General features: G+C 65.1%; 9 protein-coding genes. 6 read left to right on the top strand and 3 right to left on the bottom strand.

Annotated features, from left to right (window positions below; genetic code table 11):
- Nucleotides 1-335 precede the first annotated feature (335 nt).
- Nucleotides 336-518: a hypothetical protein gene (locus U1708_RS04425; RefSeq protein ID WP_332743137.1), complete on the bottom strand. Its 183-nt coding sequence runs from the start codon at nt 516-518 to the stop codon at nt 336-338.
- Nucleotides 519-616: 98 nt separating this feature from the next.
- Here U1708_RS04425 and U1708_RS04420 point away from each other — a divergent pair, with 98 nt between their 5' ends.
- The 6 genes from U1708_RS04420 to U1708_RS04395 are packed head-to-tail and all read left to right on the top strand — an operon-like array spanning nt 617 to nt 10,891.
- Nucleotides 617-910 carry a hypothetical protein gene (locus U1708_RS04420; RefSeq protein ID WP_332743135.1) on the top strand — a complete coding sequence of 98 codons (294 nt, stop codon included), beginning with the start codon at nt 617-619 and terminating at the stop codon, nt 908-910.
- Nucleotides 910-1,626 carry a cellulose synthase operon protein YhjQ/BcsQ gene (locus tag U1708_RS04415; protein WP_332743133.1) on the top strand — a complete coding sequence of 239 codons (717 nt, stop codon included), beginning with the start codon at nt 910-912 and terminating at the stop codon, nt 1,624-1,626. The genes U1708_RS04420 and U1708_RS04415 overlap by 1 nt, the downstream gene beginning before the upstream one ends.
- Nucleotides 1,623-5,975: a UDP-forming cellulose synthase catalytic subunit gene (gene bcsA, locus U1708_RS04410; RefSeq protein WP_332743131.1), complete on the top strand. Its 4,353-nt coding sequence runs from the start codon at nt 1,623-1,625 to the stop codon at nt 5,973-5,975. The genes U1708_RS04415 and bcsA overlap by 4 nt, the downstream gene beginning before the upstream one ends.
- On the top strand, nt 5,972-9,343 hold the full coding sequence (locus tag U1708_RS04405; protein WP_332743129.1) for a cellulose synthase subunit BcsC-related outer membrane protein: 3,372 nt from the start codon (nt 5,972-5,974) through the stop codon (nt 9,341-9,343). The genes bcsA and U1708_RS04405 overlap by 4 nt, the downstream gene beginning before the upstream one ends.
- Nucleotides 9,340-9,795 (top strand): cellulose biosynthesis protein BcsD, encoded by a 456-nt coding sequence (gene bcsD, locus U1708_RS04400; RefSeq protein WP_332743127.1) that lies wholly within the window; start codon nt 9,340-9,342, stop codon nt 9,793-9,795. Before U1708_RS04405 ends, bcsD begins: the two co-directional genes overlap by 4 nt.
- Entirely contained in the window at nt 9,785-10,891 is a 1,107-nt protein-coding gene (locus U1708_RS04395; protein WP_332743125.1) for a family 8 glycosyl hydrolase, read from the top strand. The genes bcsD and U1708_RS04395 overlap by 11 nt, the downstream gene beginning before the upstream one ends.
- Nucleotides 10,892-10,899: 8 nt before the next feature.
- Here U1708_RS04395 and U1708_RS04390 read toward each other — a convergent pair whose 3' ends face one another.
- Complete coding sequence (locus U1708_RS04390) at nt 10,900-12,282, bottom strand: PepSY-associated TM helix domain-containing protein (protein WP_332743123.1); 1,383 nt, start codon at nt 12,280-12,282, stop codon at nt 10,900-10,902.
- 14 nt (nt 12,283-12,296) lie between these two features.
- On the bottom strand, nt 12,297-14,522 hold the full coding sequence (locus U1708_RS04385) for a TonB-dependent receptor (RefSeq protein ID WP_332743121.1): 2,226 nt from the start codon (nt 14,520-14,522) through the stop codon (nt 12,297-12,299).
- Nucleotides 14,523-14,587: the final 65 nt, after the last annotated feature.

Genomic DNA, 14,587 nt, shown 5'->3' with positions numbered 1-14,587 from the left:
ACGGAAGGCACGGTTCTCCCATCCGCAGCAGCGGGAGCCATGTAGCGTCGATGTAAAGAGGGCGCCCTAAGCGAGGACGGTGCCTTAGAAGACTGATGGCTCGACTATTGCCGATCCCATCCCATCTGAATGTAAACTTGTGTTAGGACTTTACAGATAGTCCGCCGCGACATTCGCACCACTTTACCTATGCCGTCCAACTTGATCTATGTATGCAACACAGATTAATTATAAGTTAAGATACGGGATATGTCCCGACAATATTTTGAAGTGCGGCCAATACGCAGCGCGGCATGACGACCGGTAACCGTTGCAATTCGGCTTAATCGAAAATCTCATCGATCGATGGTTTCGATGATTCGATCGTCATTTCGGTTGTAGGTATAGGAACGCGCGACGCCGACCACGTTCCGGGATATCGAATTGGCGATACGAACGATAAATTTTTCGGGCGTATTTTTTACTACGTCGAGCGGTGCTTTCCTTAAGTGCCGAAAACGCAATGCATTCTTGGCCATGCTGCGATCCGATATCCCAATTATTGTATGTAAGTGATGACCGTTATTAACCAATTGATGCAGATTTTGGGCGAGTGTCGGAACACAAGGAGTTCCCGATGCGACCCGATGCCAAGGCACTATTATCGAGACTGGGACAGCGCGATTTCCAGTATCGCCAGTTCGCCGATCCCATTGCCGACGTCGAGCCCTGGCCGTTGTTTGCTGCGTTGCTGGAGGACGAGCGTGTCGTCGGTCGAGCCGAACGTGCAACGGAGGAAAGGGCACCTGCCAGGAGTTTCCTGAGCGATTACGATGACATGTCGGCCCGCGGCGAGCCTGGCCAGCGCCAGGGCGGCAGCCTGCGCGCGTTCCTCTCCGGCCTCTCCGACGACAATGCGGAGCGCCGTTGATGCCGTTGATCCTGTGTCATTCACCCGTCGGCGGCGTCGGAACTACGTTCCTGACCGCGCGTCTCGCGCTCGGCCTGGCGGCGCGGGGACACGACGTCTCCGCGATCGACTTCACGCACGCCGACGCATTGAAGCTGTTCTTCGGAATGCTGCCCGCGCAGGAAATTCCCGCGATGGCCGATGCCACGACCGAAGGCATCGTCGTCGATGGCGTCGAATTGTTGTCAGGCTATGCCGCGGTCCAGAGTGGCGCATTCGGTCGTCTGATCTCGCGGTCGGGCGCGTCGCCGTTCGATAGCGAGCGGATCGTGCTTGCCGATGTCGCGTCGGCGGATCTCGCGCTGAAGACCAGCCTGTTGCCGCACGCCGCGCTGCACCTGTGCACGCTCGTCCCGCAGCCGACATCGCTCGCCGCCTTGACGAAGGTCCAGCCGGGGACGGCAACGATCGATCTCGAACAGACCGTGTTCGTGCTCAACCAAGTCGACGACACGCGCAAATTGTCGCGGCATTCGCAGATATTCCTGCGCGCTTTGTTCGGTGACAAGCTGATCGCGACGGTTCGCCGTGACGAGGCGGTGAACGAAGCGCTGGCGTCGTTCCAGCCGATCGCGCGCTACGCCAAGCAAAGCGTGGTACTTCCCGATCTCGCCGCGATGACTATAGCGATCGAGGCGCGTTGCGGCCTCGTCGCCGTCTCGGAGCCAGCGGAATGACACGCGGATCGGTTCGCAAGGCGTTTCGCGCCGATACGCTCGGCATCGTCCTCGCCGCGCTGCTGACGCTGGTCGTTGTGACGGTACCGCTTGACCTAAAGTCGCAGTGGATCTTCGCCGGCGTGTCGATCCTCGGCGCGATCGTGATCGGCCGGTCGAAGTCGCGTCGCGGGACGCTCGTGCTCGCCTTGCTGTCGTTGGTCGTGTCGACGCGCTATCTGTTCTGGCGGACCACCGCGACGCTCGAATTCGAAAGCCCGCTCGGCACTTTGCTTGGCATGGGGCTGTATCTTGCCGAACTCTATGCCTGGGTCATCCTCGCGCTCGGCGTGCTCCAGACCGCTTGGCCGCTCGATCGCCAGTCGGTCGAGCCGGAGGGCGAGCCGCACGAATGGCCGACCGTCGACGTCTATATCCCGACCTATAACGAAAGCCTGGAGATCGTCCGGACGACGGTGCTGGCTTCGCTCGACATGGATTATCCGCGTGATCGGTATCACGTCTACTTGCTCGACGACGGCCGCCGCCCGGAATTCCGCGCGTTCGCGCGCTCAGTCGGGTGTGGCTACATCACGCGCGCCGACAATAACCATGCCAAGGCGGGCAACCTCAACGCGGCGATGTCGAACACCGAGGGCTCGCTGATCGCAATCTTCGACTGCGATCATGTACCAACGCGCGCCTTCCTGCAGATGACGGTCGGCTGGTTCCAGCGCGACAAGAAGCTGGCGCTCGTCCAGACGCCACATCACTTCTATTCGCCCGATCCGGTCCAGCGCAATCTGGGCTCGGTCCGCGACCTGCCGGGCGAGGGCGATCTGTTCTACGGCGCGGTCCAACGCGGCAACGACCTATGGGACGCCGCCTTCTTCTGCGGATCGTGCGCGATTATCCGCCGCGAAGCGCTGGCCGACACCAACGGGTTCGCGTTCGAAACCGTGACTGAGGACGCGCATACCGCGCTTCGCCTGCAACGGATGGGCTGGTCGACCGCGTATCTCGGCATCCGGCTGTCGGCCGGGCTCGCGACCGAGCGCCTCGTGTTGCACATCGGCCAGCGCATTCGCTGGGCACGCGGAATGACGCAGATCCTGCGCATCGACAATCCGCTGTTCGGTCGCGGGCTCAGCCTACAACAGCGGTTTTGTTATCTCAACGCGATGCTGCATTTCCAGTTTCCGCTGCCGCGCATCGCCTTCCTGACCAGTCCGCTCGCGTACCTCATCCTCGGTGAGAACATCATTCACGCCTCAGCCGGCATGATCTTCGCCTACGCTGCTGCACATCTATATTGCGCGCAGGTTTCGGGCGGTCGATTGCAGGGGGGTGATCGCCGGCCGTTCTGGGGCGAAGTCTACGAGACGATCCTGGCGTTCCATCTGGTCAAACCGACCGTCGTCACGCTCTTCCGACCGCACGGTGGCAAGTTCAACGTCACCGATAAGGGATCGCTGCTCGACAAGACGCATTTCGATACCGCGACCGCGCGCCCGCATTTGATCTGCATCGGGCTGGTATTGTTTGGGATCGCGTTCGGGTGCGTCAAATACTTCTTCTTTGCGCACCTGTTCAACATCCAGGGCGATACGCTGGTGCTGAACACGGTGTGGGCGGTCTTCAGCCTCGTGATCCTGCTCGCCGCCGTATCGGTCGCGCGCGAGACGCGTCAGGTCCGCGAATATATCCGCATTCCCGTCCAGTTGCCGGCGACGCTCTATTTCGCCGACGGCCACGTCGTCGACGCGGAGACGATCGATTTGTCGATGGGCGGGCTCGCGATCACCGCGCCTACCGGCGTGACGCTCGCGGGCCGCGAAGTCACGCACGTCGCGCTGCCGATGGGTGATGAAATCCTCACGCTCCCCGTCCAGACGCTACGCGTCGACAAGAACATGGCCACCATGCGGTTTCTGGAACTCGACATGCTTCAATTACGTCAACTCGTCCGCGCCGTCATGGGCCGCAACGATGCCTGGGAACCCGAGGCACCGCGGGCTCCGATCTCGACGCTGCGATCGCTCCGCGACATTCTGGTCGTCGATCTCGTCACGCTGAAGCGCTTGCTCGGCTTAAATCGCGCGGAACGCCGCCGCGAGCGGACTCGACTGAAGGCCGCGACCGCCGCGCTGGCCGCCGCCGCGCTGGTGATGAGCGTCGGCCTGCCGCAGCCGGTCGCTGCGCAAGCGCCCACCGTACCGGTGTCCACGCCCGAAGCGCCGGGCGGTATCCGTCAGGAGCGCCTGACTCTGCGCGACCTTCGTATCCGTAGCGCGATCAGGCTCGCCGGTACCCGCGGCGAGATCGCGATCCCGTTCGGCCTTCGCAGCAACGAAGTCGTGACCGCGGCCAATCTGACGCTAACGCTCGCCTGGTCGCCCGCAATGCTGCCCGATCTCAGTCAGTTCGTCGTGATCCTGAACGGCGAAGTCGTCCGCACGGTTCGGCTTACGCCCGACGGTGCCGGCGGCCAGCAACTCAAGATGGCGGTCAATCCCGCACTGTTCCTGCCCGGTGACAACCAGCTCAACCTGCGCCTGATCGGTCATTACACGCGCGATTGCGAGGATCCGTTTCACAGCTCGCTCTGGGCGAACATCAGCAATACTCGCTCGGCGCTCGACCTGACGATCCAGCGCCTGCCGCTCGGGCCCGACCTCGCCCGGCTGCCGTCGCCGTTCTTCGATCGCGCGGACAATTTGCCGCTCAACCTGCCGTTCGTGTTTGGCTCTGCACCTTCCACCGGCGAACTCGAGGCAGCAGCCAGTGTCGCGTCCTGGTTTGGACGGGTGGCCAGCTATCGCGGGTTCGCGTTCAAGCCGAGCTACGGCCGCATCCCGCGCGGCAATGCGATCGTGTTCCTGCGTCCCGGCATGCGCGTCGGCAGCTACGTTCCCAATATCACCGGGCCATCGGCTCAGGTCATCCGCAACCCGTTCGACGGCTACGGCCAGCTGCTGCTGGTCATGGGCCGCGACGAGCGCGAACTGAAGCTTGCCGCCGCCGCCCTTGCGACCGGACGCGGCACCATCGGTGGGGCAGGGGCGTCGTTCGACGGCGTCCGTATCCCGACCTATGCGCGTTACGCAGCACCACGTTGGCTGCGGTCGGACCGTGCGGTGAAGCTCGGCGAGATCATGGACCCGCGCGCGTTGCAGGGCGTCGGCCTGCCGCCGGGTCCGCTCACCGCGGCATTCCGGACCGCGCCGGACCTGTTCTTCTGGCCACGCGGCGGCGCGTCGCTCGATTTGCGCTATCGCTATCCGTCGGCGTCATGGCTCGATCGGCGCGCGTCACGGCTCGATATCTCGATCAACAACCAGTATCTGCGGACGCTCCCGCTCGCCGGCGCGGCGTGGTGGAACGCGCTGATTGGTGGCCAGGACGGTGCGACGTCAAGCCAGGCGCAAGCCAAGGTCGAACTGCCGAACTACAATCTGTTCGGGCAGAACGAGCTGATCTTCGATTACAATCTGATCCTCGCCAACAAAAAGAAGTGCGAGGCCACGCTGCCCGAGAACGTCCGCGTCGCAATCGACCCGGACAGCGCGATCGACCTGACGCACGCCTATCACGCGCAGCGCATGCCGAGCCTCGCGACATTCGCGAACGCAGGCTATCCGTTCACGATCAGCCCCGACCTCGCCGAGACCGTCGTCGTCGTGCCGGCCTCTCCAGACCTGGGTATCGTCGAGGCGTTCCTGGCCATGATGGGCCGCTTCGGCGATTCGACCGGCGCCGCGACCACCGGCGTGACCGTCACCCAGGCGGCTGATAGCGACCGGTTGGAAGGTCGGGACGTGCTCGTCATCGGTGTCCCACGGACCGCTGGTGCTACCGCGCTGTTCGCCGGTGCGCCGGTGCGGATCCAGAACGGCAGCCTGCGCGTGATAGAACGCAATCCGATCGATCGCGTCTTCGGCCTAATCTCACCATACGGCGCGAGCGACGTCGGCGAGACCAACGCGTTCCTGACCACCGCCGAGCGCTTCGACGGTTTCGTCAGCTTCCGGTCGCCCTATGATGCGGCACGCACGGTGGTGGCGGTGATGAGCACCAATACCGCGGACCTACCCGAGCTTGTCCAGGGGCTCGCCGAACAGCGGATCAATGCGCAGGTCCAGGGTGATCTGTCGGTGACGAGCGGCGAAGGCATGCGGAGCTTCGCGGTCGGGCAGACGTATTGGTCGGGCTCGCTGCCGGTGTGGATGCGGATCGCCTGGTGGTTCAGCGAGCGGCCGCTGCTGATGGCGCTGAGCGGGCTGCTGATCGCGCTGCTGCTCGCCGGACCGCTGTACCTGCTGCTGGTGCGCCAGCAACGTCGCCGGCTCGGTTCGGAGGACGCGGCATGAGCCGGTTGACCACGCTCGCGCTGCTGATGGCGGGGATCGCGTCACCGCTTCTGGTACAGCCCGTTGCCGCACAGGTTGCCGGGGTCGGCGCGCTTGTCCAACAAGGGCGATATTGGCAGTCGCGAGGCCGGACAGATCTCGCACGGACCGCATATCGCCGTGCGCTCGCGATCGATCCGTCGAATGCGGAAGCGCGTCGTGCCTTGTCTACGTCGAGCGCACCGGCGCCGACCCCTGCTGCACGACCGAACAGGACGCCTGTTCAGGCTCCCGCGAGTATGACCGGTCCCGCGCCCGCGCCCGCGCCGCGAGCGGTTCCGGCCCCCGCCCCGGCTTCGGCACGTAGAGCACCACCCATATCCTCGGACCGCGGTGGGGATTCGCGCGCGGCAGGCTTCCGCTCGCTCGAACAGGGTGACCTTGCGCAAGCGCAACGCCAGTTCGAGGCTGCGTTGGCCAACAACCGCAACGATGCCGACGCGGCAGGTGGCCTGGGCGTCGTCCGGTTGCGGCAGTCGCGCTTCGCCGAGTCCGCCGAACTCCTGTCCCGCGCCTCGGCACGCGGCAATCGGGCACGCTGGGCGGAAGCACTTGCGTCGGCGCAGTTCTATGCGGGGCTCGATGACGCTCGCGCGCAGCTCGCGGCTGGCGACGTCACCGGCGCACAGACCCAGGCCGAGGCGCTCGCACGTACGAGCGTCAAGGATCGCGGCCCTGCGTTGGCGTTGCTCGCCGACATCTACGAACGCCAGGGTCGCTATGCAGACTCGGCCGATCTCGCACGCCAGGCGGGGTCGGCCGGCGGCAGCGCGGCGCAACTCGAAAGCCGCGTGGTGCGCAACGACGCGTTGCAGGCAGCGACGCACGGCGATCCGGCTAAGGCGGATGCGCTGTTCCAGCGCGGGCTGCTGCTCGATCCGGCGGACCCGTGGATCCGCTACGAATATGCGCGGTACATGATCGGTCAGGGCCGTGCGCCCGAGGCGGAAGCGCTGATCCAGTCGATCCAGACGATCGGTACCGCCGACGCACTGTATGCTGCGGCGATGCTGCATAACGAACGTGGTCGTCAGGCGCAGGCGACGTCGTTGCTGTCGCGGCTGACCGAAGCGCAGAAGACACCTGCGATCCGCCGTTTCGAGGCGCAGATCGCAGTGGACTCCGCCGTCGCGCGCGCCAAGGCGATCGCCGCGCAGGGCCGTGGCGGCGAGGCGATCGCGACCTTGCGCCAGATCGGCACGACCCCGACGCTAAGCGCGGCATCGCTCGCGGCGATTGCCGGCGGTCTGAACGATCTTGGCGATCAGGCCGGCGCCGTCCCGCTTGCCGAGCGCGCGCTAGCCGCAAGCCCTGCAACCGCGGCGGATTACGAGCCGATCGTCCGCGTGTTGGCACGGACCGGCCAGGATGCCGCGGTCGCCAGCGCGATCGACCGCGCGCGGACGGCGTCGGCCGGCTCCGCCTCCGCGGCGCCGGCAATTGCCCGGCTCGAGGGGATCGCCGCGTCGTCGCAGGCGGACCGGATGCGGTTGGCTGGCCAGAACGCCCAGGCGTTCGACCTGCTGCAACAGGCGTGGATCGCGTCGCCGGGGAACACCGACGTGCTCGGTGCGCTCGGTCGATTGTACCAGTCAGGCAACATGCCATCGCAAGCCGCGCAGACGTATCAGATGGTGCTTGCGACCAATCCACGGGACAAGAGCGCGCTGATCGGCCTGATCGGCAGCGCAGGCGCCGGCGGCAATCACGACGTCGCCACCGCCACCATCGACCGCGCGCTCGCCGCCTACCCGGACGATTACGAGATCTACGCGGCCGCCGGCCAGATGGAGCAGGCGCGCGGCGACCGGGGGGCGGCAAAACGCTATCTACGTCGCGCCGAGACGGCCTATGCCGCGCGCGCTGGCACCGGTGCCACACTTAGCGGGGCCAATCCGTTCGCCGCGGGCATGGGCTCGGGCAATCCCTTCCGCCAGGCGGAACAGGCACCCGTCATGCCAACGAACCCCTTCGCGTTGAGCGCAGGACCGATCCCGGTATCGACGCCAGGCACGTCGTCGACCCCGATGGCCTTCACCGTCGCGCCTGGATACGGCGCCGGAGCACCAGGCATGCCTGGACAGGGAAGCTATCCCGCGAGCGGCTATGCGGCGGCTGGTACGTCGACCAATGGCGGCGTGCCTCCAGCCGGCGTTGCGGGCGGCGATGCCACCCTCATCCGCCTGCGCAACGACATCGCCCGATTGAGCGATGACAGTGGTCCGCGTGCGGAAATGAAGCTCGGCTTCCGCGAGCGCTCGGGTGAGACCGGCCTGAGCGGATTGCGAGAACTGTCGGGTACCGCCACGCTTTCCACGGGTGTCGCCGGTGGTCGCGTATCCGTGTCGGCGACGCCCGTGGTGATCGATTCCGGCCGCCCAACCGGCTCCTCACTCGCTCGGTTCGGCCGTAACGCCACGCCGGAGGCGCAAGGGATCGTCAACGCCCTGCCATCCGTGCTGACCCAGGCGGATACGCAGCACGCATCCGGCGTTGCGGTCGCCGCATCGTACGACAGCCCCGGCGTGCGGATTGATGTCGGGTCCACGCCGATCGGGTTCGACAACACCGAAGTAACGTGGGGCTTCACCGGAAAACCCAAGATCTCGAACACGGTGTCGGCGCAAGGCTGGGTCAAGCGTGAGCCCGTCACCGACAGCGTCGTATCCTATGCCGGCACGCGCGATCCCGTCACCGGCGAGCGCTGGGGTCAGGTGATGCGGACCGGCGGCGGCGCATCGCTGTCGTGGGATGACCAGGGAACCGGCGTCTATGCAGACGTCTCGGGCTATCGCTACACTGGCGAGAACGTCCGCCGGAACCGCGGGTACCAGGCGAACGCGGGTGGCTACCTGCCGCTCTACCGCGATGGGCATTCGACGCTGACCGGTGGTCTCAACCTTAACTGGCAGGCGTTCGACAACAACCAGAACTACTTCACCTACGGTCATGGCGGCTATTTCAGCCCGCAGAGCTTCCTCAGCATGAGCCTGCCGATCCGCTACGCGTATAACTCGACGCGGTGGGAGGGACGTCTGGGGGTCGCACCGGGCTATCAAAGCTTCGAACAGGATCGCGCACCGATCTATCCGACCGATCCCAACGCGCAGGCCGAACTCGATGCGTTGAAGGCGCGGAACACCGATGTCCGGTCCTATTACGATAGCCTGAGCAACACCGGTTTCGCCTTTTCGGCGGACGGATCGTTGTTCTACCGCCTGAACCCTAACACCCGGATCGGCGCCTCGGCCAGCGCCAACACGTTCGGAACCTACGACGACTACCGATCGACTTTCGAACTGCGCCAGTCCCTGGGGGGAACCAAATGAACGCGATGACTGAATGGTCCACCGACAATGCGACCGAAACTACCGCCGCCTCCCTGTTGCTGGGCAGCATCGTCGCCGAAGTCGGCGGGGGCGCCACTACTGCCCAGCGGCGCGCGTTCTTCCGTGCGGTCGGCGCGCGGATCGCGGCGGCGCATCCGGTCGGCGATGCGGAGGACATCGTGGCGCTTGCCGCCTCGATCAACCGCCTGTGGCGCGAGCACGACTGCGGCGAAGTACGCTTCGAACTCGCCGATGACGGCCTGTTGATCACGCATACCGGCTTTGCCCGGCGGCTTTCCCCGGTCCTTGGCGGTGCGACCGAGCAGACGCTGCGGCCGCTTTTGGAGGGAGCGTATGACGCATGGTTGCATACGCTCGGCAGCGGCGCCAATCTGACGACACGCACCCTGTGGTGGAGCGATACGGAGGCACGACTGAAGCATGGACGTTGATCGTCGACACGTTATGGCGGGAATGGCCGGTCTCGCCATCGCCGGATGCAGCAAGGCACGCGCACCGGACGACCACGCAACCCCCACCGACAACGGCACGACCGACAACGGCGGGGCCGAGCACGTCGGGGCCGAGAACAGTACCGCGATCGAACCGACTACGTTGCCGGCGACGGGCGCGGCAAACGGTGTGAACTGGGCGACGTTCAGGCAACGGTTCATGGCCGACGATGGCCGGATCGTCGACAACGGCAATGGCGGCGTCAGCCACAGCGAAGGCCAGAGCTATGGCCTGCTGCTATCCCAGGCTGCTGGCGATCGCGCCGCGTTCGACAAGATCCTTGGCTGGACCGAAGCAAAGCTCGCCCGCCCGGATGTCGCGCTCTACGGCTGGCGTTACGATCCGCGTGCGGCCAATCCGGTGGCCGATCGCAACAACGCGACCGACGGCGACCTGCTCATCGCCTATGCTCTGGCGAAGGCGGCGAACCGGTGGCGCGATCCACACTATGCGGTGAGGTCACGGGCGATCGTCGCGGCGATCTCTACCAGGCTGGTCAAGACGGTCGGCGGGCGGATGCTGCTGCTGCCGGGGCTGGACGGATTCTCGACGGCGGCGCGCACGACGATCAATCCGTGCTATTACGTCTGGCCCGCGCTCGACCTGTTCGCAAAGTCGGGCAACGCGGCAGTCTGGCGACGGGTCATCACCGATGGCGAGGCGTTGATCGCTGCAGCACGGTTCGGCGCACACCAACTGCCGACCGACTGGATCGACGTCTCGAACACCGGCGCGATCGCCCCCGCCGCGGACAAGCCGCCACGGTTCGGCTTCGATGCAATCCGGGTGCCGCTGTTCGCCAGCGTGTCGGGCCGGAGTACGCTGATCGAGCCGATCCGAACCTGGTGGCGATCGATGCCCGCAGAACAAATTCCCGCCTGGACCGACGTTGTGTCGGGGCAGTCCGCCGAATACCCGCTATCCGTCGGCGGCCGCGCGGTGGTGAGCCGCACACTCGGCACGCGGGCACCCGATACGCTTGCTAACGACTATTACGCGGCCGCGTTACAAGGCCTCGCCGCGGCATTCCCCTGATCGTCTGCCTATCGCCTCGCGAAGATCAGCAGGACCAGCCGGTCGATCATGAAGACCACAATCACGGACATCCCGAGGATTGGGAATAATACACCGGCGAGGATAAGGATCGCGAAGGCGCCCTTGATCCTCGTCGGGGGCACGCGCGCGGGCGCGGCAAGGCGGCCCTTGGGGCGGCGTTTCCACCACATCACGACTCCACTTATCACGAGCAGCACGATCGCGATGCAGGTCGCCAGCATCACGAGCTGGTTCGCAAGCCCGAAGTAATTGCCCATGTGCAACTGGACGCCGAGCTCGATCGCCTTCGCCGCCCAACCATAATCAGGGTAGCCGACTTCGCGGATCAGTTCGCCTGTCCAGCGATCGAAGTACAGCGTACGCTGGCCCTGCGGCTGATCGGGGTAGGTGTAGGCGGTATAGACGCCGGACGGTCCACTTGGCAGGAACAGGCGATACGCACCCGCGACGTGGTGGTCGCGCGTCACGGAGGTCGCGATCCGGTCGATCCCCGTAACCGCCGCATCGTCGCGCACCGCCATGGTCATCTCGTGGCCCGCATGACCGGCATGCTCCGCGGATGCCGTGGATGTCGGCATCGGCGCTTGCTCCATCGTCCAGGGTGCTTCGCCGAGCGCAGTCTTCATCGGCACGCTCGCCGGCGCGTTGTGCGTGCGGTTCGCTGCCGGATAGCCGATGCCGAGCGCCGCGGTGCCGCGGTTGAGCAGATCACCCTGGATGCCGGCCCAGGGGAGGCCGGTCAGCAACAGGAACGCGATGAACGCGACCGACCAGAACCCGATCACCGCGTGGAGGTCGCGCCAGAACAAACGCCCACCGGCGCCGAGCCGCGGATAAAGGATGCCGCCGAGCCCGCCGCGTCCGCGCGGCCACCACAGGTATAGCCCGGTCACGATCAGGATGAGCGCCCAGCATGCGGCAAGCTCGACGATCCGGTCGCCGACCGTGCCAAGCGTTAGCGATCCGTGCATCTCGTCGGCGAATCCGACGAGTGTGCGGGCGTAGATCGTCGAGCCGAGCATGCGGCCCGTCCCTGGATCCACCGCCACGCGGAGCGGCTCGCCGTGATCGGGGGTAACGAAGACGACCGCCGAGCGATTGGCCGCGCCCGGCAGGTCGATCCGCGTGGCGGCGCCTGGATGAGACTTCAGCGCGGCATCGATCATCCGCGACGGCGGCACTTGGGTCGCATGGACCGCGACGAAGCGTTGCGCGGGATACAGCGCATCGTCGATCTCGTCGTTGAACAGATAGATCGAGCCGGTGACGGCGAGGATCAGCAGGAAGGGCGCGACGATCAGGCCGGCATAGAAGTGCCAGCGCCACAGTGCGCGATAGGCTTTCGGGTCGATCGAACTGGTGAATGCCATCTGGAAACCCCTGCTCAGAAATGCGTGGAAAGCGCGATTTCGACGCTGCGTGGCGCGCCGATATACACGTTGGTCGTCGGGTATCCCGAATACTCGCCGTAGAACGCGTCGGTCAGGTTGCGCCCACGGATCGAGACCGAGACTTGCGGTGCGACCTGATAGCTGACCGACGCGTCGACTGTCGTATGCCCGCGGACGAAATATGTATTGGCGGTGTCGGTGTAGAAGCCCGACACGTGCCGGACGAACCCGCCAAGGGTCACCGGAACGACCTTAAGCGTGTAGAGCGCAGAGCTACTGACGGTGGTCGAAGGTGTGTTGATCGGTCGGTTGCCGGCTCGATCGATACGGACGCCCGAGATCAGTTCGCTCAACTGGTCGTAGTTCGCGTCGGTATAGGCGGCGCCTGCCGACAGCGAGAGCGCATCGTTGACGGCCGCTCCGATGTTCAGCTCGACACCCTGCGACGATTGCTCGCCACCCTGGATGGCCTGCTGGGGATTGTTCGGATCGCGGGTGAGGATGTCGGTCTGTTCGATTCGGTATGCGGAACCGGTCATCGTCAGCCGCTTGGCGAACGCGGAGGCCTTGAAACCGACCTCGTACGAGCGGCCCCTGGTCATCTTGTAGGTCGTGTTGACGATCGACTGGAGCAGTATCGACGATACCGGCGTGACCGCCGTCGTGTACTGGCCGTACACAGTGATACCGGGCGTCACGTCGTAGGTCGTGCCGATCCGCCACGAGAACGGATCATAGGTCGGCGTGCCGCGCGTGACTGCGCCGTTCGCGTTGAGGTTGGTGATGACGCGCGTCAGGTCGATGTGATCGTAGCGCGCGCCGCCGACCAGCAGCCAGCCTGGGGTCAGGTTCAGTGCGTCCTCGGAGAACACGGACGCGGTCTTGAGCTTCGAAACGTAGACGACGTTGGTCGTGAAATACGCCGCGTCGCTGGTCGGGAAGACGCCGACGATTGGTGTGAACGGATCGACGTTCGCGATCTGCACGGCCGCGTTGCCACCGACCGGGCTTTGCTGGCGCGGGTTGATGAAGTTCGTGTCGTTATATTCGCCGCCGAGGCTGAACCGGTTGCGCAATCCTGCGATCACGCTGTCGTTGGCAATCACCAACCGCTCGTTCCAGAACCGGTGGTCGTGGTAGATGCGCTGGACCGAGCGCGCGAAGCTGCCATTGGGGAAGGCGGCGGTGGGGGCGGTGAAGTTTTGATCGCCGCTGACCACGAAGTCGCGCTTGGCACGATACCAGGTGAAGTGGTTGGCGACCGACCAGTTACCCCCGATCGCATAGTCGATCCGCGACCGAAGCGTCGTATCACGCGCACCGGAATAGGCCCCGTACGGATTATAATTGCGGCGGCGCAGCGCCTTGTCGAGCACCATGCCGTTCTCGCTTCGGAGCGCGTCGCTCGGATCGCGGGCTACCGCGGCGGAGACGAAGGGCAGCCCTTGATAGCTGCCGTCGTATCGGTCCTCGTAATGGTCGACGGCGAAGAGCATACTCAAGTCGGCCGACGGCTTGAACAGGATGCTGCCCGTCAGTCCGGCGGAGCGGGTCGCATTGTCGTCGACGTCGTACAGGCTGGCGGAATGCATGTAGCTTGCGTCCGCGCGGACCGCGACGGTGTCCGACAGTTTCAGGTTCACACCGCTGGCGGCGGTCACCGTTTCGAAGCTGCCGACGCTCAGCAATCCATCGAGATGGTCGCCGTCGAACGTCGGCTTGCGCGTGACCTTGTTGATCACGCCTGCCAGCGCGCCCTCGCCGTACAGGACCGACGCTGGGCCCTTGATCACTTCGATCCGGTCGAAATGCCAGACGTTGGTATCCCGCTGGACCACGGTCGACGTGGAAATACGGACGCCATCCTGCAGGATCGAGATGGCACCCCCCGAAAAGCCACGCACCGTCACGACCGCGGGATTGCCGGGGACGTTTCCGGCGATGGCACCTACGACGCTGTTGAACGCTTCGCGGGCGGTGCGCAGGCCCTGCGCTTGCATGTCCGCCTGCGTCAGCATCTCGACTGTGGCCGGTGTTTCGCGCACCGACAGGCCGAGGCGGCTGGCGGTATCGGACTTGCGATCGAGCTTAAGTTGGTCGCGCTGGCCGGTGACGACGATTTCGGACTTTTTGTCCGTCGCATCGTCGTTATCGGACGCATGGGCGGCCCCGGAGAACGCGACGATCGATGCCGACGCGAGTAATATGGTTTTGAACATGCGAATCCCTGCTGGATCCGTCCGCACATCGAGGTGTCGGATCGGATGCCGTAACTCCCGCGGAC

The organism is Sphingomonas arabinosi (assembly GCF_036663715.1).
GTDB lineage: Bacteria > Pseudomonadota > Alphaproteobacteria > Sphingomonadales > Sphingomonadaceae > Sphingomonas.
Note: the sequence above shows the minus strand (reverse complement) of the source record. Positions and strands in the feature narration are given on the sequence as shown.